This is a genomic window from Janthinobacterium sp. TND4EL3, assembly GCF_900156175.1.
Classification (GTDB): domain Bacteria; phylum Pseudomonadota; class Gammaproteobacteria; order Burkholderiales; family Burkholderiaceae_D; genus Janthinobacterium.
Genome location: NZ_FTMV01000025.1, coordinates 1 through 22,837, shown reverse-complemented (window position 1 = coordinate 22,837; position 22,837 = coordinate 1). Strand labels below are relative to the sequence as shown.

Sequence of the window (22,837 nt, the reverse complement as noted above, 5' to 3'; positions counted from 1 at the left end):
CCCATCTTGTTTAATAAAAACGAAATATCCATCATCATGACAGTCAAAGTCGCAATTGCTCAAATGAATAGTACGGTCGGCGATCTGGCCGGCAACCGTGCCAAGATCGTCGACCTTTCCCGCCGCGCCTTTGAAGCGGGCGCCGATATCGTGCTCACGCCGGAACTGTCGCTGGTCGGCTATCCGCCCGAGGACCTGTTGCTGCGCAATGCATTCTACGCAAAAACGCAGCAGGCGTTTGCCGAGCTGGCCCGCGACCTGGCCCAGTTCAAGGATATGCACGTGGTCGTGGGCTTGCCGCTGCAGGACGAGAAGGGCGTGCGCCACAATGCCGCCTCCGTGTTGTTGAACGGCGAAGTGCTGGGCACCTACCGCAAGCACGACTTGCCGAACACCACCGTGTTCGATGAAAAACGCTACTTTACGTCGTCGGACCAGGCTTTCGTGTTTGGCGTGAAGGGCGTGCGCTTCGGCATCAATATCTGCGAAGACACGTGGTTCGAGCATGCGCCGATGCGCGCCCGCGCGGCCGGCGCGCAAGTGCTGCTGGTGCCGAACGGCTCGCCTTATCACATGAACAAGCAGCATTTGCGCTATGAAACCATGCGCAAGAACGTCAGCGCGCAAGGCATGGCCCTCGTGTACGCCAACCTCGTCGGCGGCCAGGACGAGCTGATTTTCGACGGCGACTCGTTTGTCATGGATGCGGCCGGCACCATTTGCGCCCAGCTGCGCCATTTCGAGGAAGACTTGCAGCTGGTCGAGTTCGACGGCGCCTCGCCCGTGCCGCAGCCGCTGGCCGCGCCGTTGACGACGGAAGCGCAGGTGTACCAGGCGCTGGTGCTGGGCGTGCGCGACTATATCGGCAAGAACGGCTTTCCGGGCGTGCTGATCGGCATGTCGGGCGGCGTCGATTCCGCGCTGACCCTGGCCATCGCCGTCGATGCGCTGGGCGCCGACAAGGTGCGCGCCGTGATGATGCCATCGCAATTTACGGCCGATATCTCGTGGATCGATTCGCGCGACATGGTAAAACGCCTCGACGTGCGCTACGATGAGATTTCGATCAAGCCTGCCTTCGACGCCTTCCGCGCCACCCTGGCGGACGAGTTCGCGGGGCTGGCGGAAGACGCGACGGAAGAAAACATCCAGGCGCGCATCCGCGGCACCCTGCTGATGGCCCTGTCGAACAAGCATGGCAGCATTGTGTTGACTACTGGCAACAAGAGCGAGATGGCTGTCGGCTATTGCACCCTGTACGGCGACATGGCGGGCGGCTTTGCCGTCATCAAGGATATCGCCAAGACGCTCGTGTACCGCCTGTGTGCATACCGCAACGGCATCTCAAGCGTGATTCCCGAGCGCATCTTGACGCGCGGGCCGTCGGCCGAGCTGCGCGCCGACCAGCTGGACCAGGACTCCCTGCCGCCGTATGACGTACTCGACGGCATCATGCAGCTGTACATGGAAGAAAACCGGCCGATCGCCGATATTATCGAGGCTGGCTACCCGCCGGCCGACGTGGCGAAAATCACGCGCCTGATCAAGATCAATGAATACAAGCGGCGCCAGTCGCCGGTGGGCATCCGCGTCACGCACCGTGGCTTCGGCCGCGACTGGCGCTACCCGATTACCTCGAAGTTTTACGAGTAAGGCGGGGTTCCGTTAAGCCAGCTAATGAAGAACTGACGATTATCAATAAGGAGAAAGCCATGAAACAGATTACCGCCATCATCAAACCATTCAAGCTCGACGAAGTACGCGAGGCCCTGGCCGATGTGAACGTGACGGGCTTGACCGTGACGGAAGTGAAGGGCTTCGGCCGCCAGAAGGGTCATACCGAGCTGTACCGTGGCGCCGAGTACGTGGTCGACTTCCTGCCGAAGGTCAAAGTCGAAGTGGTGGTGGACGACAGCGTGTCGGAACTGGTGGTCGATGCCATCATCAAGGCGGCCCGCACGGGCAAGATCGGCGACGGCAAGATCTTCGTGCGCGACGTGGAGCAAGTCATCCGCATCCGTACCGGCGAGACGGGCCCGGACGCGGTCTAAGTTTTCTTGCTGGAGGCTGCTTCAACGATGTTGTCGGATTACGGCACTTCGAGCCTGATCCGACCTACGCCTGATGCACGTCGATTCGCGTAGGTCGGCTTAGCGCGCCAGCGCGTAAGCCGACGCTGCTGAGCCACCCAAGCTGCCGGATTGCGCATCAGCGCCCCAGCCGCATGTCGAATTTCCAGCAGATCAGGCGCAGTATCGTGATGCCGCTGGCGCTGGTCCACAGCGCGAAGTCGTGCTCGGCGCCGAAGTGCATCTGCAATAGATAAGCCCAGCAGCCGAAGAAGGCGCAGATGGCGTAGGGTTTGCCGTCGCGAAACACCATCGGCACTTCGTTGCACACGATGTCGCGCATCACGCCGCCGAAAATCCCCGTAATTACCCCCATCATCGACGCGATAAAGATCGGCATGCCGGCGCGCATGGCTTCGGCGACCCCGGCGATGGCGAACATGCCCAGGCCGATGGCGTCGGCGATGACGATCAGGCGTTCCGAGACGATCTGGCGCAGATGCTGGATCAGGGGCGCGGCCGTCAGGGCCAGCACGAAGATCAGGATCGCGTATTCCTGGTGCGAAACCCAGAACAAAGGCCGCTTGTCGAGCAGGATGTCGCGCAAGGTGCCCCCGCCGAATGCCGTGATGAAGGCCACGACGAACACGCCGACCAGGTCCATGCGCTTGCGGCGTGCTTCGATGAAACCGGAAAACGCGCCCACCAGGATGGCGATGATCTCAATGATCTTGATCAGCGAGCCAGGCGGCAGTTGGGGTGGCATCATGGGGGGAGCGCGTGCACGAGACGCTAAGCAGGAAATAATTGTCACAGGTTAACATGACACGGCCCCGAATGGTGACAAACGGGGCCGTGTGCAGGGTGTAACTTGTTACTGAATTGTAATTTCTTGCTGCTGGGGCTAGCGGATGGGCTGCAGCGCGGAAGAAAGCAATACCACCAGCGCGCCATCGCCGCCTTCCGAGCGGCGCGCCTGGCAAAAGGCGACGACTTCATCCTTTTGCACGAGCCAGCTGTGCACCATCGATTTGAGCACCGGTTCCTGGCCTTTGGAGCCGAAACCCTTGCCGTGGATCACGCGCACGCAGCGCAGCTTGCGCCGCGTCGCCTGGTTCAAAAAGGCGCCGATGCCGTCGCGCGCCTCGTCGCGGCGCAAGCCGTGCAAGTCCAGCTCATCCTGGATGGGCCAGTGGCCCTTGCGCATCTTCTTGACCACGTCCGGCCCCACGCCGGGGCGGGCGTAGTTCAGGGCCGGATCGTTTTCCAGGTAATGGTCGACCTCGAACAAGTCCGACAGCGACTCGCGCAGCACGGCCGCGTCGTCCTCTTCCGGTGTCAGCTTGCGCGCCGGCGGCTGGGTGCCTGCCGCGCCCGCCTTGGGCAGGCTGGGCACGTAGCGGTCCGACTCGGGCAGGCGCTTGACGCCGCCGATGCTGGCCTTGAAGAGGTTGCTCTCCACGGCCTGCACCTTGGCCTGCCTGGCGCGTTCGGCCTCGGCTTGCGCGCGCGCGTCCGCCTGCTCCTTGAGCTGCTTGCTGACCGCTTTCAGGTCGGCAAAGTCTTTCATCGACGCCATCTGGCGCTTACTCCTGGCCTTCCAGGTAGCGCTGGGCGTCCAGTGCTGCCATGCAACCCGTACCAGCGCTGGTGATGGCCTGGCGGTAGATATGGTCCTGCACGTCGCCGGCGGCAAACACGCCCGGCGCGCTGGTGGCCGTGGCCATGCCTTCCAGGCCCGTCTTCGTCTTGATGTAGCCGTTGTGCATCTCCAGCTGGCCTTCGAAGATGCCCGTGTTCGGCTTGTGGCCGATGGCGATGAACACGCCGTGCACGCTCAATGCTTCGACCTTGCCGTCGATGGTCGACTTGATGTTCAGGCCCGTCACGCCGCCTTCGTTGCCCGTTACTTCGTCCAGGGTGTGGTTATATTTCAACACGATCTTGCCTTCGGCAACCTTGGCGTTCAGGCGGTCGATCAGGATCGCTTCCGCGCGGAACTTGTCGCGGCGGTGGATCAGCGTGACTTTATTGGCGATGTTCGACAGGTACAGCGCTTCCTCGACGGCCGTGTTGCCGCCGCCGACGACGGCCACTTCCTGGTTGCGGTAGAAGAAGCCATCGCAGGTGGCGCAGGCGGACACGCCCTTGCCCATGAATTCCGCTTCCGACGGCAGGCCCAGGTATTGCGCGGACGCGCCCGTGGCGATGATCAGGGTGTCGCACGTGTATTCGTGGCTGTCGCCCTTCAGGCGGATCGGCTTTTCATTGAGGAAAGTGGTGTGGATGTGGTCAAACACGATTTCCGTATTGAAACGCTCGGCGTGCTGCAGCAAGCGCTGCATCAGGTCCGGGCCTTGCACGCCCATGGGGTCGCCTGGCCAGTTTTCCACGTCGGTGGTGGTCATCAATTGGCCGCCTTGTTCCACGCCGGTGACCAGCATCGGGTTCAGGTTGGCGCGGGCGGCGTAGACGGCGGCGCTGTAGCCGGCTGGGCCGGAGCCGAGGATCAAGACGCGGGCGTGTTTGGTAGTGGTCATGGGAAGCTTCTCTATGAGTGGGGTCTATCCGAATTGGGGACATACGCGCGAAGAACAAGGGCGTATTGCGCTTGCGCAAGCAATCCACGATTATAGACCAAGCCGCCTGTAGCGACGAATCGTGGGGCCGTCCGGGGCATATATGGCTTAGAATACTTCCTTATTATGGGAAATTCCCTTTCAGAAACATTTAACACCTTGCAGCGCTTCCCAGAATGACTAAACCAGCCCAGGCCAATCAAAATAGCTACACCCGAAAACCGGTCGAACGCCGGCCCTTGCCGAACCGGCTGGTACGGCTGCTGTCCGAGGCGCGCTGGTTCGCGCTGGCGGCGTTTGCCCTGTATTTCGTGCTGATACTGGCCAGCTTCAACAAGCTCGATCCCGGCTGGTCGCACGCCACGTCCGTCGACAAGGTGGCCAACCTGGGCGGCAAGCTCGGTGCGACCTTCTCCGATCTGCTGCTGTATATCTTCGGTTTTTCCGCCTGGTGGTGGTGCGTGTGGCTGCTGCGCACCGTGTGGAATGGCTATCGCCGCCTGAGCAAGCGCTTCCTGCTGGAAGAAGAGGACGTGGAGCGCGAGCACCATGTCGAGATGCTGATCCGCATCGTCGGCTTTTCCATCATGCTGATCGGCAGCATGGGCCTCGAATACCTGCGCATGGCGAAAAGCCTGCACGTGCAGCTGCCGCGCGAGCCGGGCGGCGTGCTGGGCCAGCTGGTGGGGCATTCGGCCCACGTGGCTTTCGGCTTCACGGGCGCTACTTTATTACTGTTGCTGCTGTTCGGCCTGGGCTTTTCCCTGTTCTTCCATGTGTCCTGGCTGCAAGTGGCCGAACGCATCGGCGGCGCCATCGAAGACGCCTTCAACTGGTTCGTGCTGCGCTACCAGGACCGCGAAGACCGCCGCCAGGGCGAAGTGGCGGCCGTGCGCCGCGACGAAGTGGTGGTCATCGAACGGGCCAAGCACGTGGAAAAACACGTGGCCGCGCCGCCCGTGAAGATCGAGCCGCAGGTGGTGACCGTGGTGAAATCCGAGCGCGTGGAAAAGGAGCGCCAGGCGCACTTGTTCGAAAACTTGGGCGATGGCAAGCTGCCGCCGCTGTCGCTGCTCGACGAGGCGCCGCCCGTGGTGGAAACGGTGTCCGTGGAAACGCTGGAATTCACGAGCCGCCTGATCGAAAAGAAATTGTCGGACTTTGGCGTGGATGCCAAGGTAGTGGCCGCTTACCCCGGCCCCGTCGTGACGCGCTATGAAATCGAGCCGGCCACGGGCGTCAAGGGCAGCCAGATCGTGGGCCTGGCGCGCGACCTGGCCCGTTCGCTGTCGCTGACGTCGATCCGTGTGGTGGAAACCATTCCCGGCAAGAACTACATGGCCTTGGAATTGCCGAACAGCAAGCGCCAGATCGTGCGCCTGACGGAAATCCTCGGCTCCAAGGTCTATAACGATGGCGTGTCCAGCCTGACGATTGCGCTGGGCAAGGATATCGCCGGCAAGCCCGTCGTGGCCGACCTCGCCAAGATGCCCCACTTGCTGGTGGCCGGCACCACCGGTTCCGGTAAATCGGTGGGCATCAATGCGACGATTCTGTCGCTGCTGTACAAGTCCGATCCGCTCGACGTGCGGCTGATTCTGATCGATCCGAAGATGCTGGAAATGTCCGTCTACGAAGGCATTCCGCATTTGCTGGCGCCCGTCGTCACCGACATGCGCCAGGCGGGCCACGCGCTGAACTGGGCCGTGAACGAGATGGAGCGCCGCTACAAGCTGATGAGCAAGATGGGCGTGCGTAACCTGGCCGGCTACAACGCGAAGATTGCCGACGCGAAAAAGCGCGAAGAACACATCCCGAATCCGTTCAGCCTGACGCCGGACTCGCCCGAGCCGCTGGAAAAACTGCCGACCATCGTCATCATCATCGACGAACTGGCCGATCTGATGATGGTGGTGGGCAAAAAAGTCGAGGAATTGATCGCGCGCATCGCGCAAAAGGCCCGCGCCGCCGGCTTGCACTTGATTCTGGCCACGCAGCGCCCATCTGTGGACGTGATCACGGGGCTGATCAAAGCCAACATCCCGACGCGTATCGCCTTCCAGGTCTCGTCGAAGATCGACTCGCGCACGATTCTGGACCAGATGGGCGCGGAAACCCTGCTGGGCATGGGCGACATGCTGTACATGCCGCCCGGCACCGGCTTGCCGATGCGCGTGCACGGCGCGTTTGTGTCCGATGAAGAAGTCCACCGCGTTGTCAGCCATCTGAAGCTGCAGGGCGAACCGAATTACATCGAGGGCATCCTCGAAGGCGGTACCCTGGAAGGCGATGGCGCCGAAGGCGGCGCGCCGGGCGAGGGCGGCGGCGAGGCCGATGCCCTGTACGACCAGGCGGTGGCGGTGGTGCTGAAAAACCGCCGCGCCTCGATTTCGCTGGTGCAGCGTCATTTGCGCATCGGCTACAACCGCGCCGCCCGTCTGCTCGAGCAGATGGAGCAGAGCGGGGTGGTATCAACCATGCAATCCAATGGCAACCGGGACATCCTGGTGCCGGCGGCCAGTAGCGAACAAGGGTAAAACAGTATGAAGAACACGACTTTCGCAGCAAAAATGATCATCGGCGCGGCCAGCGTCGCCTGCAGCCTGCTGTTCGCGGCCAGCGCCTCGGCCAGTGCTTTGGAACAGTTCAAGAGCTTTGCGGCCGGCACCAAGTCGGCCAAGGGCGAGTTCGTGCAGCGCCAGGTAAAGAAGGCGGACGCCAGCGGCAAGGCGAAAGTGTCGACGCCGGCCAGCGGCACCTTCGAGTTTGCCCGCCCGGGCAAGTTCATCTGGACCTATCTGAAGCCGTACGAGCAGCTGCTGCAGGCCGATGGCGACAAGCTGTATATCTACGACAAGGACTTGAGCCAGGTGACGGTCAAGAAGCTGGGTGACGCGCTCGGTTCCTCGCCGGCCGCCATCTTGTTCGGAAGCAACGACCTGGAAAAGAATTTTACGTTGGCCGAAGCGGGCACGCGCGATGGCCTGGAATGGCTGAAGGCGACGCCGAAGGCCAAGGACACGACGTTTGATGAAATCACCATCGGCCTGCGCAACGGCGTGCCCGAAGCGATGGAGTTGCGCGATTCGTTCGGGCAGACGTCGGTGCTGGCATTCAAGAATTTCCAGAAAAATCCGGCGCTGTCTGCCAATCACTTTAAATTCGTCATGCCCAAGGGCGCCGACGTCATTAATAATTAAGACTGTCGCGCCTTGCGTATGAGCCGGCCTCGCAGCAATGCGGGGCTTTTGCATTCTTATTAGGTAACTCATTATGGCGGATCTCTTTTCCACCGCACCGCGCCAGCCGCTGGCCGAAGCCTTGCGGCCTGCAACCCTCAACGAAGTCATCGGCCAGACGCATCTGCTGGGCGCGGGCAAGCCGCTGCGCCTGGCCTTCGAGGCGGGCAAGGCCCATTCGATGATCTTGTGGGGGCCGCCCGGCGTGGGCAAGACGACCCTGGCGCGCCTGATGGCAAACGCGTTTGACAGCGAATTCATCGCCCTGTCGGCCGTGTTTGCCGGTGTAAAAGATATCCGCGCAGCCATGGACCAGGCCCGCCACAGCCTGGACCAGTTCGGCAAGCACACCTTGCTCTTCGTCGACGAGATCCACCGGTTTAATAAATCGCAACAGGACGCCTTGCTGCCCTTCGTCGAATCGGGCCTGGTGACGTTCATCGGCGCGACAACCGAAAACCCCAGCTTCGAAGTGAACTCGGCGCTGCTGTCGCGCGCGCAAGTGTATGTATTGAAGTCGCTCAACGAAGACGAGATGAAGCAGCTGCTGGCCAAGGCGCAGTCGACGGCGCTGACGCACCTGAGCTTCGACGACGCGGCGGCCGACACCCTGATCGGCTACGCGGATGGCGATGCGCGCCGTTTCCTGAACTTGCTGGAGCAGGCCGAAACGGCCGCCAGTTCGACGGGCACGACCAAGATCGACGCGGCCTTCGTCGACAATGCGCTCACATTAAATTCGCGCCGCTTCGACAAGGGCGGCGACAATTTCTATGACCAGATTTCGGCCCTGCACAAATCCGTGCGCGGCTCGAACCCGGACGCGGCCCTGTACTGGTTTTGCCGCATGATCGACGGCGGCGCCGACCCGCGCTACCTGTCGCGGCGCATCGTGCGCATGGCCTGGGAAGACATCGGCCTGGCCGACCCGCGTGCCCTGACCATGGTCAATGATGCGGCGGAAACGTACGAGCGCCTCGGTTCGCCCGAAGGCGAGCTGGCGCTGGGCCAGGCCGTGATCTACCTGGCCATTGCCGCGAAAAGCAATGCCGGCTACAACGCCTTCAATACGGCCATGGCCTTCGTCAAGAAGGATAAATCGAAGGAAGTGCCCGTGCACTTGCGCAATGCGCCGACGAAGCTGATGAAGGAACTCGGCTACGGCCACGCTTACCGCTACGCGCACGACGAGCCCGATGCCTATGCGGCCGGCGAAACGTATTTTCCGGACGGCATGGCCGAACCGGGCTGGTACCAGCCCGTGCCGCGCGGGCTGGAAAGCAAGATTGCCGACAAGCTGGCCTGGCTGCGCGAGCTGGACAGGAAAGCAGGAAAACCGGCCGGCAAGGGCTGAATTACAGTCCCAGCAAGCTGAAACCGTCGTCCTGCGGCGCGTAGCCGACCAGCCGGCGCGTCGCGTCGATGGATAGCCGTTTATAGCGGTTGTCCGACACGCCATGCACGACGTGGTAGCCGGCCGGCACGTCCGCCGTGATGCAGCAGGCCAGCAGCTGCACCACGTCGCGTTCGCTGATGAAGGCGGCGATGTCGCGCGCGCTGTGCTGCTGGCCTGGCGCAAAGCGGGCCACGTTGGCGATGCGCACGGCGATCGCCGTCATGCCATGCTGGTGCGCGAAGGCCGACGCCACGCCTTCGCCAAACGCCTTGCTGGCGCCATACATGTTCGCCGGACGCGCCGACATGTGCTCATGCACTTGCACGTCCAGCGGATAAGCCTCGACGGCTTGCGCGCTGCTGGCGAATACCACTCTTGTCACTCCCTGCGCCTGTGCCGCGCGGAAGATGTTGTGCGTGCCGACGATGTTCGGCTGCAGCAATTGTGCATCGAAATCGGCGCCGGCGTGGGGCACGCCGGCCAGGTGCAGCACCACGTCGATGTCCAGGCAGGCGGCCAGGCAGGCGGCATGGTCGCTGACGTCGTGCTGCATGGACGGGCAGGGCGCTTCGGCCAGTCCTTCCGTGTGCAGGTCGGCCAGGCGCAGGGAGAATTCCCCGTGCCGGCGCTTCCAGAAAGCGGTGCCGATGCTGCCGGCGGCGCCCGTGACGAGGACGCGCAAAGGTTGTTGAATCATGTATTCCTAGTATTGAGTGTGTGAGGCAGTGCCAGGTTCAGCCAGCGCAGCAGGGCGGGGCGCGGGGTTGCCGTCCCATGCACGCGAATACGTCCGCTGCCCACGGCTTCGACCAGCACCAGGCCGTCATTCGGGATCGTGTAGCGTTCGCCGCTGCGCAGCACGCAATCGTCGAACTGGGCGTAGGCCGTGATCCAGGCCGTGCCAGACAGGCATTCGATGACCCTGGCGCGCGCTTTTTCCAGGCGCAAGGGCCGTTCGCTGCGTAATTCATGGTCGGTTGGCATGGCATCGCTCCTGTTGTGCTGACAGGAACAGCTTAGGCGCTTGGATAGAACCATGACAGATGCAGGAAATCGAAATTGTCATGATCACAGTGCGCTTCGTCGTACACTGTGCTTGTCAAAAAAACGGGCAACTGTATCTGTGCGTGCCGCGCGCGCCAGCCGCATACTGAAGGGATGAGCATGAATGCGTCTTTGAATCTGTACGAGCACCTGGCCAACGAGCTGGGCGCCCTGATCGACGCGCGCGTGTTCGCGCCCGGCGACCGCCTGCCGTCCATCCGCCACCTGGCGCAGCAAAAGCGCATCTCCGTCAGCACCGTGATGCAAGCCTTGCGCCTGATGGAAGACCGGGGGCAAGTCGATGCGCGGCCCCAGTCCGGCTATTTCGTGCGCCACCGCGCGCCGCGCCGCCCGTGCAGCTTTGACGCCCAGCATTTGAAGGAGCCGGCCTTTGTCGGCATCAATAACCTGCTGATGCGCGTGCTGAAGGAAAACGAGGCGCCCGATATCGTGCAGCTGGGCACGGCGTGGCCGCCCGACGAGATATTGCCCATCAAGCGCATGCAGCGCACCATCAGCGCCGTGGCGCGGCGCGAGCCAGCTTTATTGAGCAAGGTCAGCTGCTATGACGTCAGCGAAGGCAATTTCCTGCGCCAGGTCACGCGCCGGGCGCTGGACTGGGGCAAGCTGGACCCGCGCGAGATCGTCGTGACGAATTCCTGCACGGAAGCGATCAGCCTGTGCCTGCGCGCCGTGGCCAAACCGGGCGACACCATCGCCATCGAGTCGGCCACGTATTTCGTGCTGCTGCAGATGATAGAAAGCCTGGGCATGAAGGCGCTGGAAATTCCCACGGACCCGAAGACGGGGCCGTCGCTCGATGCGCTGGAACTGGCCCTGCGCGCCGGTCTCGTGCAGGCCTGCCTGTTCGTGCCGAACGCCAACAACCCGCTCGGCTGCGTCATGCCGGAAGCCAACAAGAAGCGCTTGGCGGGCTTGCTGTCGGAATTTAATATCCCGCTGGTGGAAGACGATGTGTATGGCGACGTGTGCTTTGCGCCGCAGCGCCCGTGGCCCGTGAAGGCTTACGATACGAGCGGCAACGTGCTGCTGTGTTCTTCGTTTTCCAAGGCCATCACGCCCGCCGCGCGCGTCGGCTATGTGCTGGCCGGGCGTTTCGCGCAGGAAGTGGCCCTGCTGAAGACCGTGTCGAGCGGCGCCACCAGCCATTTCTTCCAGGCCGTGCTGGCCGACTTTTTGGAAGGCAGCAGCTACGACCAGCAGCTGCGCAAGATGCGGCGCACGCTGGTGCAGCGCATCGCCCGCATGTCGGACGCCGTGGCGGCCAGCTTTCCGGCGGACTGCATGCTGTCCGAGCCGCAGGGCGGCTTCGTGCTGTGGGTGCAGATGCCGCCGCAGATCGATGCGCTGGCCCTGCACGGCCAGGCCATCGCGGACGGCGTGGCCTACATGCCGGGCCGGCTGTTCTCGGCCTCGGGCAAGTTCGGCAATTATCTGCGCCTCAATTGCGGCAATGCCTGGACGCCCCGCATCGAGCAGGCCATCGGCCGCCTGGGCCGCCTGGTGCATGAGGCCTTGTAACTATTCTTTGCGTTTCAGCCCCCATTTTTCACCGTTCGCTCCCTGTTTTTCGCCGCCGGTCGCAAGCCGGTGGCCTTGTTTGCCGCCGTTGGCTAAAGTACCACCATACCAGCAGCAGTCAACGACACAAACTAACCGGGAGTTACATCATGCACGCACTGAAAAACATGGAAATCACCTTTGTCGCCGCCGCCATCATCGCCATCGGCGCCAGCTTCGCCACCGCCGGCGCGAACACGGTGCAAGTGAGCGCCAGCAGCACCGTGGTCGCCCAGGCCGCCGACAGCACGATGCCTGTCGTTACCGTCAGCGCCCGCCGCCTGACGGCCGCCGAAAAAGCCGCCTTTATCTAAGCGCCAGCCTTAAAGCGGGCGCGAGTGCCCGGCCATGCCGCCATGACGATGGTTGGCCATGTGCAAAACTCATAAAGAACTGAACGGGTCTTGGTACAATGAGTGCTTTCGATACATCGGCACCGCCATCCACCCATGATAGATATCCAACTTCTCCGTAAAGACATCGCCACTGTTGCCGCCCGCCTCGCGACGCGCAACTTCCCGCTCGACGTGGCAGCTTTTACCGCCCTCGAAGCCGAACGCAAGGCGATCCAGACGCGCACCGAAGAACTGCAGGGCAAGCGCAATGCGCTGTCCAAGCAAATCGGCATGTTGAAAGGCAAGGGCGAAGACACCTCGGCCGTGATGGCGCAAGTGGCTGGCCTGGGCGATGAGCTGAAAGCCGATGAAGCGGCCCTGACCCTGGTGCAGGCCAAGCTGAGCGAATTCATCATGGCCGTGCCGAATTTGCCGCACGAATCGACGCCAGTGGGCGAAAACGAAGCGGGCAACGTGGAAGTGCGCAAGGTCGGCACGCCGCGCACCTTTGACTTTGAAGTCAAGGATCACGTCGACGTGGGCGGCCCGCTGGGCCTGGACTTCGAAGTGGCGACCAAGCTGACCGGTTCGCGCTTCTCCGTCATGAAGGGCGGCATCGCCCGTTTGCACCGCGCGCTGGCGCAATTCATGCTCAACACCCATGTGGACGAGCATGGCTACACGGAATGCTATACGCCGTACATGGTCAACGCCGATTCGCTGCGCGGCACGGGCCAGCTGCCGAAATTCGAAGCCGATCTGTTCTCGGTGAAAAAAGGCGGCGCGGAAGGCGAGGGCGAAACCTTCTACCTGATCCCCACGTCGGAAGTGTCGCTGACCAACATCGCCCGCGATGAAATCCTGGCGATCGATCAACTGCCCCTGAAAATGACGGCCCACACGCCATGTTTCCGTTCGGAAGCGGGCAGCTACGGCCGCGACACGCGCGGCATGATCCGCCAGCACCAGTTCGACAAGGTGGAAATGGTGCAAGTGGTGCATCCGGACACCTCGTACCAGGTGCTCGATGAAATGGTCGGCCACGCGGAAGCGATCCTGCAACGCCTGGGCCTGCCATACCGCGTGATGTCGCTGTGCACGGGCGACATGGGTTTCGGCGCCACCAAGACCTTCGACCTGGAAGTGTGGCTGCCGGCGCAAAACACCTACCGCGAAATCTCGTCGCTGTCGAACTGCGAAGCCTTCCAGGCCCGCCGCATGCAGGCGCGTTTCCGCAACGCCGCCGGCAAGCCGGAACTGGCGCACACCCTGAACGGCTCCGGCCTGGCAGTGGGCCGCACCCTGGTCGCCGTGCTGGAAAACTACCAGCAAGCGGACGGCAGCGTCGAAATCCCTGCCGTACTGCGTCCGTACATGGGCGGCCTGACGCATCTGAAGGCCTAAGCAAGAGCACGCAGCCGGGTGGAATGGAAGGCGAAAAATAGTCCTTCCATTTTCTCAGGCGGCTGCTATAATCTTGCCTTCTCGCAGCAATGCGGGAAAAGACCGCAGCAAATGGAGAGGTGGCAGAGTGGTCGAATGTACTTGACTCGAAATCAAGCGTACGTTAAATCGTACCGTGGGTTCGAATCCCACCCTCTCCGCCAGAACAAATAGAGAAAGCTCCCGCAAGGGAGCTTTTTTTATTTGTGGCGGCGAAGAGGAGCAAGGCGCCTGCGCGCCTTGCGTGTGGAATTCGAAGCCCCGCGCATATTTGCGCGGGGCTCCCCGAATCGCCCAATTGGTCTTCACGCGTGCGCCAAGGCGGCGTCTACAAAGGCGAGCCGCGCCTCGCGCGAGGCTCCCCGAATCGCCAAGATAGGTTTTGGTTTGCCAGCCCTCAGTTGCAAATCACCAATAAAACCCCTACCCAACCCAACAACACCCATGCTAAAATAGCGCCTCGTTCAAACAGGCATGCCAGTTTGAATGAATAGACCGCAGTAAACGGAGAGGTGGCAGAGTGGTCGAATGTACTTGACTCGAAATCAAGCGTACGTTAAATCGTACCGTGGGTTCGAATCCCACCCTCTCCGCCAGAATACATAAGAGAAGCTCCCGCAAGGGAGCTTTTTTTATTAGCGATGCCAAAAAGCCTGAGACGTATCAATGCAGGTAGAAAAAACCGCCCAAAGCGCGCAGCGCAAGGCGTTTTTTCCTCCATTCAGGCCTTGAAATCCAGCGCCCCACTAACGTCACGCAAGCTAGTGCACCAGCCGCGCCACCGCAAACACGACGCCCGACATAGCAATTATCGTCCCCACGCACGACAGAATGACAGCCGACTTCGCCTCAGCCACATCGGACTTGGTCGCATAATTGGAACGCACCACCGCTACGTCCAGTTTCAAGCCGCTGACATCCGTCTTTAGAACGGCAACATCCGCTTTTACGTCTGCCATATCTTTTGCCAATGTGGTGACTTGCTCGTCCATGACCAAATCCTCCATGCTTTTCATTTCATGCTCCTCGCTTTTTTCACCGCTGTCAAACAGTGTCCCGAGAGTATCGTCCATAGCCTTGCTATTCCTCGTCAAGTGTTATGTCAGTGTTGTTGCGTGCTGCAAGTCGGCCATTCTCTCGCCAGCTTGGGTCCGAAGTTTGACGCTACCCCTCACCCTGCATTCCACCTTGACCCAGCTCAGCCTATGTTAATCTACCCCCTCCCATCCCGACCCCACCCATAAAAGCAATGAGCCGATTCTGGAGCACCATCGTCAGCGAGCTGACCCCCTACGTCCCCGGCGAGCAGCCGAAACTGCCCGACCTGGTCAAACTCAACACCAACGAAAACCCCTACGGCCCGTCGCCGCAGGTGCTGGCCGTGCTGCGCGACGCGGCCAACGACAGCCTGCGCCTGTATCCCGATCCCACGGCCAGCGAACTGAAGCAAACCCTGGCCGCCTACCATGGTTTGAGCAGCGCGCAAGTGTTTGTGGGCAACGGTTCCGACGAGGTGCTGGCGCTGGCCTTCATGGCCTTGCTCAAGCACGACGCGCCCTTGCTGTTCCCGGACATCAGCTACAGTTTCTATCCCGTGTATTGCAAGCTGTACGGCATCGATTACCGTACCGTGCCACTCGACGACACCATGCGCATCCGCCCCGAAGACTACCGGGGGCCGTGCGGCGCCATCATCTTCCCGAATCCCAACGCGCCCACGGGCGTGGACTTGCCGCTGGCCGGCGTGGAAACCCTGCTGCGCGAGCATCCCGACGCCGTGGTCGTGGTCGATGAAGCGTATGTGGATTTCGGCGGCGAGAGCGCCGTGGGCCTGGTCGACCGGTTTCCGAACTTGCTGGTGGTGCAGACGTTCTCGAAGTCGCGTTCGCTGGCCGGCTTGCGCGTCGGCTGCGCCTTTGGCCATGCGGATTTGATCGAGGCGCTGGAGCGCGTGAAGAACAGTTTCAACTCGTATCCGCTGGATAGGCTGGCGCTGGCCGGCGCGGTAGCGTCGCTGCACGACGAAGCGTATTTCCAGCAGACGCGCCAGGCCGTGATCGCCAGCCGCGCACAACTGACGGTGGATCTGGCGGCACTGGGCTTCGAGGTGCTGCCGTCCGTGGCCAACTTCGTCTTCGCCCGCCACCCGCAGCATGACGCGGCGCAACTGGCGTCCGGCCTGCGCGCCAGATCGGTGATCGTGCGCCATTTCAACGCACCGCGCATCAGCCAGTATTTGCGCATCAGCATCGGTAATCCGGCAGAATGTGCCGCCCTGGTGACGGCGCTGCGCGAGCTGCTGTAATTCTTCCATCCCGTCCGCCGCTGCCCATGGCGGCGGCGCTCATTTTCCCGCGCCTTATCAAAAAGTGTAGACATTGCAGTCATGCGTGATACTATGTCGATAGTCGATATACCGGCTCACGCTATACCGCTTGCCGTACTATGGGAGAAATATGGATGCATCGATAGACAAGCTGCTGCCCTTGTCGGAAGCCACGTACTACATCTTGCTGGCGTTGCGCGAGCCCGCGCATGGCTACGCCATCATGCAGCAGGTCGAGGCCATCAGCGAAGGCGCGGTGAAGATAGGGCCGGGCACCCTGTATGGCGCTTTTTCCAACCTGGAAAAGCAGGGCCTGATCGAGATGGTGCGCGAGGCCGAACGGCGCAAGGTGTACGCCATGACGGACCTGGGCCGCCATGTGCTGCTGGCGCAATTGCGGCGCCTGCGCGTGATGGTGCGCGTCGGCGACGCGGATGCGCCATTTTTGTCTACATACTGAGGTGAAACGGGATGAGTGAACAACGGTCGCATGTCTATAAATGGTTCATCGAGCTCGATGACGGCAACATCGAGCAATGGCTGCGCGCGCAGGCCCTGGCTGGATGGCATTTGCAGGGCTTTCTCGCGCCCTGCCGGTTTAGCTTTGTCCGGGGCGAACCTGCCGATGATGTCTACCGCTTCGATTCCTTTCCGGCATGGAAGCGCAGCAGCGATTATGAGCAGCTCTGCCAGGATGCCGGCTGGGAGCTGGTGTTTTGCTGGTGGGGCAGCTATTGCTGGCGCAAGCCTGCGGCAGACGGCAAGCCGAATGACATCTACACGGATACGCCATCGAAGATCGCCAGGCAGCAACGCTTGCTGACGTACTTCGGCCTGACCGGTTTGTTGTTGATGTACAACCTGATAGGCAGCAGCGACCGCGAGATGGACACGCTGCGCATGGTGCTGACGGGCGTGCAGCTGGCCCTGGTCTTGCCCATGTCCTACCTGATCTGGCGCACCGTCAGCCGCCTGCACCGCCTGCGCAGGCAGGCGCTCTAGGCGTAGGGGCCGCAGGCAGCTGCCACGCACGGCCATTTGTGCAACAATATTCGGATTCACACATCGACAGGACGGACAATATGGCAAAAGTGGCATTCATCGGTTTGGGCGTCATGGGTTTTCCCATGGCAGGTCACCTGGCGGCGGGCGGGCACGACGTCACCGTGTATAACCGCAACCCGGCCCGCGCGGCCGCCTGGCTGGCGCAGCACAAGGGCAAGAGCGCGGCCACGCCGGCAGAAGCCGCTGCCGGCGCCGAGTTCGTCTTCACCTGCATCGGCAACGATAATGACCTGTATCAGGTGATCCTGGAAGAGGGCGGCTTGCTGTCCGCCATGGCGCCGGGCAGCATCCTGATCGACCATACGACAGCCTCGGCCGAAGCGGCGCGCACCATCCATGCGGCAGCGAAGGAGAAGGGCGTGTTCTTCCTCGACGCGCCCGTGTCCGGCGGCCAGGCAGGCGCGGAAAACGGCAAGCTGACCGTGATGGTGGGCGGCGATGCGCAGGCGTATGCACGCGCCGAGCCGGTCATCGCCCTGTTCTCGCGCGCCGTCACCTATATGGGCGCTTCCGGCTCCGGCCAGCTCACGAAAATGGTCAACCAGATCTGCATCGCCGGCCTCGTGCAAGCCTTGAGCGAGGGCATTGCCTTTGCGGAAAACGCGGGCCTCGATGCGGCCCTGGTCGTGGACGTGATTTCCAAGGGCGCGGCGCAGTCGTGGCAGCTGGAAAACCGGGGCAAGACCATGATAGAGCGCAAGTTCGACTTCGGCTTCGCCGTCGACCTGATGCGCAAGGACCTCGGCATCTGCCTGGCCGAAGCGAAACGCAACGGCAGCGACTTGCCCGTGACGACCTTGACGGACCAGTTCTATGGCGAAGTACAGCAGGCGGGCGGCAACCGCTTTGACACGTCCAGCCTGATCATCCGCCTGAACAAAAAGTAACTTTTTAACTCTTAAGTAAACAGCGGCGCGTCCCTGCGAAGGGCCGCGCCGCTCGTCGTTTACGCCCGATTTAAATTAAAACGTCAGTTTCCGGAACATCCGGTTTCGATTTTCATGGAAAAGCATGGACTTCGCTAGCTCATCGTGTATTATTAAAAAACGAGATGAAATGTCCCAATTTTTAAAACATTATGAGCGGACCAGCATGAAAACTAACTCCTCAGCGATAACGCGCGTTGTCGACAAGAACATCCCCTATTTGTCTTCCGCCGTCGCCATCTGGCGGCCCCGCGCCGTGCTGCGCAGCTGGCCCGGCGTGGCCATCGCGCTGGTGATCGCCCTGTCGGCCACCTTTATTTCCAGCAATTACGGCGGCCCCCAGCTGCTGTATGCGCTGTTCTTCGGCCTGGCCTTCCACTTCCTCGCGTCCGACCCCACCTGCAAGCCCGGCATCGAGTTTTGCAGCAAGATTTTATTACGCACAGGCGTGGCCCTGCTGGGCGCGCGCATCACCTTCAACCAGATCGCCTCGGTCGGCGTGACGCCCTTATTGATCGTCGTCGGCGGCCTGATCGCCACGCTGGGCTTCGGCTACCTGCTGGCCAAATGGCTCAAACGCCCCATCACGGAAGGCATCCTGTCGGGCGGCTCCGTGGCCATCTGCGGCGCCTCGGCTGCGCTGGCCATCTCGGCCGTGCTGCCGCAAACCAAGGAAAACGAAAAGTTCACCCTGCTGACGGTGGTGGGCGTGACGTCGCTGTCGACCCTGGCCATGATCGTCTACCCGCTGCTGGTCAAGCTGCTGGGTTTTGACCCGACGGAAGCGGGCGTGTTCATCGGCGGCACGATTCATGATGTGGCGCAAGTGGTGGGCGCGGGCTACCTGGTCAGCAACCATACGGGCGACGTCGCCACCTTCGTGAAGCTGACGCGCGTCGCCTGCCTCGTGCCCGTCGTGCTGGGCCTGTCGATCATGTTCAAGCGCAAGGATGGCAAGAGCGAAGTCGATGCGCCGCCGCTGGTGCCCTTCTTCCTGATCGGCTTTGTCTGGCTCGTCATTACCAACAGCCTGGGCCTGATCCCGCAGGAAGTGAATGGCTGGATCAACAATGCCTCGCGCGCCTGCCTCGTCATCGCCATTGCGGCCCTGGGCGTGAAAACCTCGTTCCAGTCGCTCGCCTCGCTGGGCTGGCGTCCCGTGATCATGCTGGTGATGGAAACCGTGTGGATCGCCGCCTTTGTCGCCATCGCCGTCCTGCTGACGCGTTGAACGGAACGGCCCTGCCATGAAGATCCTCGTTCTCGGCGCCGGCGTGGTCGGCACGGCATCGGCCTGGTATTTGCGCCAGGCTGGCCACGACGTGCGCGTGTTCGAACGCCAGGCGGGCGCCGCGCAGGAAACCAGCTTCGGCAACGGCGGGCAGATTTCCGTCTCGCATGCGGAACCGTGGGCCAATCCCGCCACCCTGCGCAAGGTGCTCACGTGGCTGGGCAAGGACGATGCGCCGCTGCTGTTCCGTCCCCGCCTGGACCCGCTGCAATGGCAGTGGGTCTTGCACTACCTGCGCGAATGCCTGCCGTCGCGCGTGGCGCGCAATATGCGCCAGATCGTCGCCCTGGCCGAATACAGCCGGCAGAGTTTGCAGGCATTACGGCGCGAGACGGGCATCGCCTATGACCACCTGGAGCGGGGCATTCTGCATTTCTATACGGACGAGCAGGAGTTTGATAAATCGCAAGCGGGCGCCGCGCTGCTGCGCGAGCTGGGCTGCCCGCGCAATACGGTCAGCGCCGATGAAGTGATCCGCATCGAGCCAGCCCTGGCGCATGCCCGCCAGCAGATCGTGGGCGGCGATTTTACGGCCAGCGATGAATCGGGCGACGTGCATCTGTTTACCACGGCGCTGGCCGCCCGTGCCGCGGCGGCCGGCGTGGATTTCCAGTACTGCACGACGGTGACGCGGCTGCTGGCCGATGGCGAGCGCATCACGGGCATGGAATGCATCGATGCGCAGGGGCGTCATCGCATCGAGCACGCGGACGCCGTCGTGGTGGCCATGGGCAGCTTTTCCGCGCCCTTGCTGCAGCCGCTGGGCATCCTGCTGATGCTGTATCCGGGCAAGGGATATTCGGCCACCTATCCGATTCTTGATTCCGCCGCCGCACCCTGCGTGTCGCTGACGGACGACGGCCACAAGCTCGTGTTTTCGCGCCTGGGCGAGCGCCTGCGCGTGGCGGGCACGTGCGAGCTGAACGGCTACACGCGCGAACTCAACCCCGTGCGCTGCGCCGCCATCACGCGCCGCGTGCAGGCGCTGTTTCCCGGCGCCTGCGATTACGGCGCCCCCGTCTACTGGGCCGGCCTGCGCCCGCTCACGCCGTCGAACGTGCCCTACATCGGCGCCACGCGCTACCGCCAGCTGTTCCTCAACACGGGCCACGGCACCCTGGGCTGGACCATGGGCTGCGGCGCGGGCCGGGCGATCGCCGACCTCGTGTCGGGACGGCGGCCGGAAGTCGATTTTGCGTTTTGCGGCGAGCCGCCCCGGCAAGAAGCCGCTTTGGTTCAACTTAGGAGAGCACCACGATGAGAGACGACGCCATCCCCAGCCATACCCCCGGCGGCCTGACCCTGGCCGGTACCACCTACCGGTCGCGCCTGCTGGTGGGCACCGGCAAATACAAGGATTTCGAGGAAACGCGCCTCGCCATCGAGGAAAGCGGCGCCGAGATCGTCACCGTGACGATACGGCGCGTGAATATCGGCCAGGAAAAGGGCGAGCCGAACCTGCTCGACTTCATCCCGCCGTCGAAATACACGATCCTGCCCAACACGGGCGGCTGCTACAACGCGCGCGACGCCGTCTACACCCTGCAGCTGGCGCGCGAACTGCTGGGCGGCCACCCGCTGTGCAAGCTGGAAGTGCTCGGCGATGAAAAGACCCTGTTCCCCAACATGCCGGAAACCCTCAAGGCGGCCGGGCAGCTGGTGAAGGATGGCTTCCAGGTGATGGTGTATTGCAGCGACGACCCCATCCAGGCGCGCATGCTGGAAGACCTCGGCTGCATCGCCGTCATGCCGCTGGCGTCATTGATCGGCTCGGGCATGGGCATACTCAATCCGTGGAACTTGTCGCTGATCATCGAGCAAGCCCGCGTGCCCGTGCTCGTCGATGCAGGTGTCGGCACGGCGTCGGACGCGGCCATCGCCATGGAACTCGGTTGCGACGGCATCCTGATGAATACCGCCATCGCGGCGGCGCGCGAACCGATACGCATGGCGCGCGCCATGAAACTGGCAGTGCAGGGCGGACGCGAGGCTTACCTGGCCGGACGCATGCCCCGGAGAGCAGGCGTCATGAGCGCCTCGCCCTCGTCGCCCATGGCCGGGCTGATCGCCTGAGCAGATTTTGTAGCCCCGTAGTTGATTATCGTTTCAAGCGTTTATAAAAACCACAATACCTGGAGATGACATGAAACACACACTCGCAGCGGCGGCCGTCCTGGCCTCCCTCTTCGCCGGCAGCGCTGGCGCCCAGTCCTCCGTCACCGTGTACGGCTTGCTCGACGCGGGCATCACGTCCGAACACGGCGGCGCGGACGGTTCCGTCACCAAGCTGGCCACCGGCGTGCAGTCGGGCAGCCGCATCGGCTTCAAGGGCACGGAAGACCTGGGTAACAATCTGAAGGCCAATTTCCTGCTGGAAAATGGACTCGACCTCGATACTGGTGCGTACCGCCAGGGCGCCCTGTTCGGGCGCAAGGCCTACGTGGGCCTGTCCGGCGACTTCGGTACCGTGAACCTGGGCTTGCAGCACAACCCGCTGTTCACGGCGCTGGACAATATCGACCCCTTCGAGACGGGCCTGACGGGCGCCTCGCTGAACCTGATGAGCGTGGCCAGCCTGCGCACGAAAAATTCCATCATGTACGAGACGCCCAAGGTCAAGGGCCTGTCGGCCTCGATCATGTATGGCCTGGGCGAAAAACCGGACAGCGCCACCCTGGGCCGCACCATCGACTTTTCCATCGACTACGCCAACGGTCCGCTCGTGCTCACCCTGGCGCACGACAACCGCAAGGACAGCGAGCTGAACACGGCGAAAGTGACCTTGCTGGGCAGTACCTACGACTTTGGCCCCGCCAAGCTGCACGCCGCGTATGAGACGGACAAGGATGATATCGGCACGGATTTCCGCGACTACATGCTGGGCGTGTCGGCGCCCGTGGGCGCAGCGGGCAGCGTGATGGCGTCGTACATCCGCAAGGATGACCGCACGAATGCGCGCCGCGGCGGGCGCCAGCTGGCCATCGGCTATACCTACGCCTTGTCCAAGCGCACGAACCTGTACACCTCGTACGGGCGCATCAGCAACGATGGGGCGGGCACCAACTTCGTCGGCGACGCATCGAGCGGCGGCAGCGCGCCCTTGCCTGGACACAATTCCAGTGCCTTCACGGCCGGCATGCGCCTGAAGTTCTAAGCGCGGCAGCGTAGGTAGCGATGGCGGCTTGTCTGTTGCGGATAAGCCGCCATTGTTGTTTCTGGAGGAGGCCTAAGTCATGGATTCCGGATTCAGGAATAAAACAGTCCGATTTTTGATGAATTTTCATTGACAGCGCATTTCGCAACCGTTAAATTGAATACGTATTTCAAATATCGGAACAAAATATACCGATTTTTCATAAAACCGTAAGGAGACTGAGCCATGACCGATTTGTCCGACCAAAAAGCCGCCGCCGCTGCCGTTCCAGTAGGCCCGCAAAAGATGACGCCTTCCGAAGCGTTCGTGGAAACCCTGGCCGCCAATGGCGTGACCGACATGTTCGGCATCATGGGCTCGGCCTTCATGGACCCGATGGACATCTTCGC

General features: G+C 62.2%; 22 protein-coding genes and 2 tRNA genes. 18 read left to right on the top strand and 6 right to left on the bottom strand.

Annotated features, from left to right (window positions below; genetic code table 11):
* The first annotated feature begins 36 nt into the window (after nt 1-36).
* Entirely contained in the window at nt 37-1,653 is a 1,617-nt protein-coding gene (locus tag BXA07_RS26600) for an NAD+ synthase (protein ID WP_076572534.1), read from the top strand.
* 59 nt (nt 1,654-1,712) lie between these two features.
* Nucleotides 1,713-2,051, top strand: coding sequence for a P-II family nitrogen regulator (locus BXA07_RS26595; protein WP_034758685.1), 339 nt, complete (start codon nt 1,713-1,715; stop codon nt 2,049-2,051).
* Between the two features lie 157 nt (nt 2,052-2,208).
* Here the strand turns inward: BXA07_RS26595 and BXA07_RS26590 are convergent, their stop codons facing one another.
* The 3 genes from BXA07_RS26590 to trxB form a co-directional block, all read right to left on the bottom strand.
* Nucleotides 2,209-2,838, bottom strand: coding sequence for a trimeric intracellular cation channel family protein (locus BXA07_RS26590; protein ID WP_076572532.1), 630 nt, complete (start codon nt 2,836-2,838; stop codon nt 2,209-2,211).
* A 135-nt stretch (nt 2,839-2,973) separates the two neighbouring features.
* Nucleotides 2,974-3,648, bottom strand: coding sequence for a Smr/MutS family protein (locus tag BXA07_RS26585; RefSeq protein ID WP_076572529.1), 675 nt, complete (start codon nt 3,646-3,648; stop codon nt 2,974-2,976).
* A gap of 7 nt (nt 3,649-3,655) precedes the next feature.
* Nucleotides 3,656-4,609 carry a thioredoxin-disulfide reductase gene (gene trxB / locus BXA07_RS26580; RefSeq protein ID WP_034786153.1) on the bottom strand — a complete coding sequence of 318 codons (954 nt, stop codon included), beginning with the start codon at nt 4,607-4,609 and terminating at the stop codon, nt 3,656-3,658.
* 215 nt (nt 4,610-4,824) lie between these two features.
* On the opposite strand from trxB, the gene BXA07_RS26575 reads away from it, so the two are divergent.
* From BXA07_RS26575 to BXA07_RS26565, 3 genes are all read left to right on the top strand, one after another.
* Nucleotides 4,825-7,185 (top strand): DNA translocase FtsK, encoded by a 2,361-nt coding sequence (locus tag BXA07_RS26575; protein ID WP_076572527.1) that lies wholly within the window; start codon nt 4,825-4,827, stop codon nt 7,183-7,185.
* A 6-nt stretch (nt 7,186-7,191) separates the two neighbouring features.
* Complete coding sequence (gene lolA / locus BXA07_RS26570; protein WP_076572525.1) at nt 7,192-7,848, top strand: outer membrane lipoprotein chaperone LolA; 657 nt, start codon at nt 7,192-7,194, stop codon at nt 7,846-7,848.
* Nucleotides 7,849-7,921: 73 nt separating this feature from the next.
* Nucleotides 7,922-9,241 carry a replication-associated recombination protein A gene (locus BXA07_RS26565; protein WP_076572523.1) on the top strand — a complete coding sequence of 440 codons (1,320 nt, stop codon included), beginning with the start codon at nt 7,922-7,924 and terminating at the stop codon, nt 9,239-9,241.
* Nucleotide 9,242: 1 nt separating this feature from the next.
* On the opposite strand, the gene BXA07_RS26560 is transcribed toward BXA07_RS26565, so the two are convergent.
* Both BXA07_RS26560 and BXA07_RS26555 read right to left on the bottom strand, forming a co-directional pair.
* A complete protein-coding gene (locus tag BXA07_RS26560; protein WP_076572521.1) occupies nt 9,243-9,980 on the bottom strand; it encodes an NAD-dependent epimerase/dehydratase family protein in 738 nt (245 codons plus the stop codon).
* Nucleotides 9,977-10,267, bottom strand: coding sequence for a DUF2917 domain-containing protein (locus BXA07_RS26555; RefSeq protein ID WP_076572519.1), 291 nt, complete (start codon nt 10,265-10,267; stop codon nt 9,977-9,979). Before BXA07_RS26555 ends, BXA07_RS26560 begins: the two co-directional genes overlap by 4 nt.
* Nucleotides 10,268-10,447: 180 nt before the next feature.
* Here BXA07_RS26555 and BXA07_RS26550 point away from each other — a divergent pair, with 180 nt between their 5' ends.
* The 5 genes from BXA07_RS26550 (at nt 10,448) to BXA07_RS26530 (ending at nt 14,282) form a co-directional block, all read left to right on the top strand.
* Entirely contained in the window at nt 10,448-11,869 is a 1,422-nt protein-coding gene (locus tag BXA07_RS26550) for an aminotransferase-like domain-containing protein (protein ID WP_076572567.1), read from the top strand.
* A 149-nt stretch (nt 11,870-12,018) separates the two neighbouring features.
* Nucleotides 12,019-12,222 carry a hypothetical protein gene (locus BXA07_RS26545; protein WP_076572517.1) on the top strand — a complete coding sequence of 68 codons (204 nt, stop codon included), beginning with the start codon at nt 12,019-12,021 and terminating at the stop codon, nt 12,220-12,222.
* A gap of 135 nt (nt 12,223-12,357) precedes the next feature.
* Nucleotides 12,358-13,647: a serine--tRNA ligase gene (gene serS, locus BXA07_RS26540; RefSeq protein ID WP_076572515.1), complete on the top strand. Its 1,290-nt coding sequence runs from the start codon at nt 12,358-12,360 to the stop codon at nt 13,645-13,647.
* A gap of 113 nt (nt 13,648-13,760) precedes the next feature.
* Nucleotides 13,761-13,850: transfer RNA gene (locus BXA07_RS26535), tRNA-Ser, on the top strand.
* A 342-nt stretch (nt 13,851-14,192) separates the two neighbouring features.
* Nucleotides 14,193-14,282 (top strand) — tRNA-Ser (locus BXA07_RS26530).
* Nucleotides 14,283-14,447: 165 nt separating this feature from the next.
* On the opposite strand, the gene BXA07_RS26525 is transcribed toward BXA07_RS26530, so the two are convergent.
* Nucleotides 14,448-14,759 carry a hypothetical protein gene (locus BXA07_RS26525; protein ID WP_076572513.1) on the bottom strand — a complete coding sequence of 104 codons (312 nt, stop codon included), beginning with the start codon at nt 14,757-14,759 and terminating at the stop codon, nt 14,448-14,450.
* Nucleotides 14,760-14,935: 176 nt separating this feature from the next.
* Here BXA07_RS26525 and hisC point away from each other — a divergent pair, with 176 nt between their 5' ends.
* From hisC to BXA07_RS26485, 8 genes are all read left to right on the top strand, one after another.
* On the top strand, nt 14,936-15,991 hold the full coding sequence (gene hisC / locus BXA07_RS26520; RefSeq protein WP_076572511.1) for a histidinol-phosphate transaminase: 1,056 nt from the start codon (nt 14,936-14,938) through the stop codon (nt 15,989-15,991).
* A gap of 151 nt (nt 15,992-16,142) precedes the next feature.
* Nucleotides 16,143-16,472, top strand: a complete 330-nt coding sequence (locus tag BXA07_RS26515) for a PadR family transcriptional regulator (RefSeq protein WP_076572509.1) — start codon at nt 16,143-16,145, stop codon at nt 16,470-16,472.
* A gap of 11 nt (nt 16,473-16,483) precedes the next feature.
* Nucleotides 16,484-17,014, top strand: a complete 531-nt coding sequence (locus BXA07_RS26510) for a DUF2812 domain-containing protein (RefSeq protein WP_076572507.1) — start codon at nt 16,484-16,486, stop codon at nt 17,012-17,014.
* An 80-nt stretch (nt 17,015-17,094) separates the two neighbouring features.
* Nucleotides 17,095-17,964 carry an NAD(P)-dependent oxidoreductase gene (locus BXA07_RS26505; RefSeq protein ID WP_076572505.1) on the top strand — a complete coding sequence of 290 codons (870 nt, stop codon included), beginning with the start codon at nt 17,095-17,097 and terminating at the stop codon, nt 17,962-17,964.
* Nucleotides 17,965-18,169: 205 nt separating this feature from the next.
* Nucleotides 18,170-19,234: a YeiH family protein gene (locus BXA07_RS26500; protein ID WP_083708562.1), complete on the top strand. Its 1,065-nt coding sequence runs from the start codon at nt 18,170-18,172 to the stop codon at nt 19,232-19,234.
* A 16-nt stretch (nt 19,235-19,250) separates the two neighbouring features.
* Nucleotides 19,251-20,555: a D-amino acid dehydrogenase gene (locus BXA07_RS26495; RefSeq protein WP_076572503.1), complete on the top strand. Its 1,305-nt coding sequence runs from the start codon at nt 19,251-19,253 to the stop codon at nt 20,553-20,555.
* Nucleotides 20,552-21,367: a thiazole synthase gene (locus tag BXA07_RS26490; RefSeq protein WP_076572501.1), complete on the top strand. Its 816-nt coding sequence runs from the start codon at nt 20,552-20,554 to the stop codon at nt 21,365-21,367. Before BXA07_RS26495 ends, BXA07_RS26490 begins: the two co-directional genes overlap by 4 nt.
* 70 nt (nt 21,368-21,437) lie before the next feature.
* Nucleotides 21,438-22,448, top strand: a complete 1,011-nt coding sequence (locus tag BXA07_RS26485; protein ID WP_076572499.1) for a porin — start codon at nt 21,438-21,440, stop codon at nt 22,446-22,448.
* Nucleotides 22,449-22,837 lie beyond the last annotated feature (389 nt).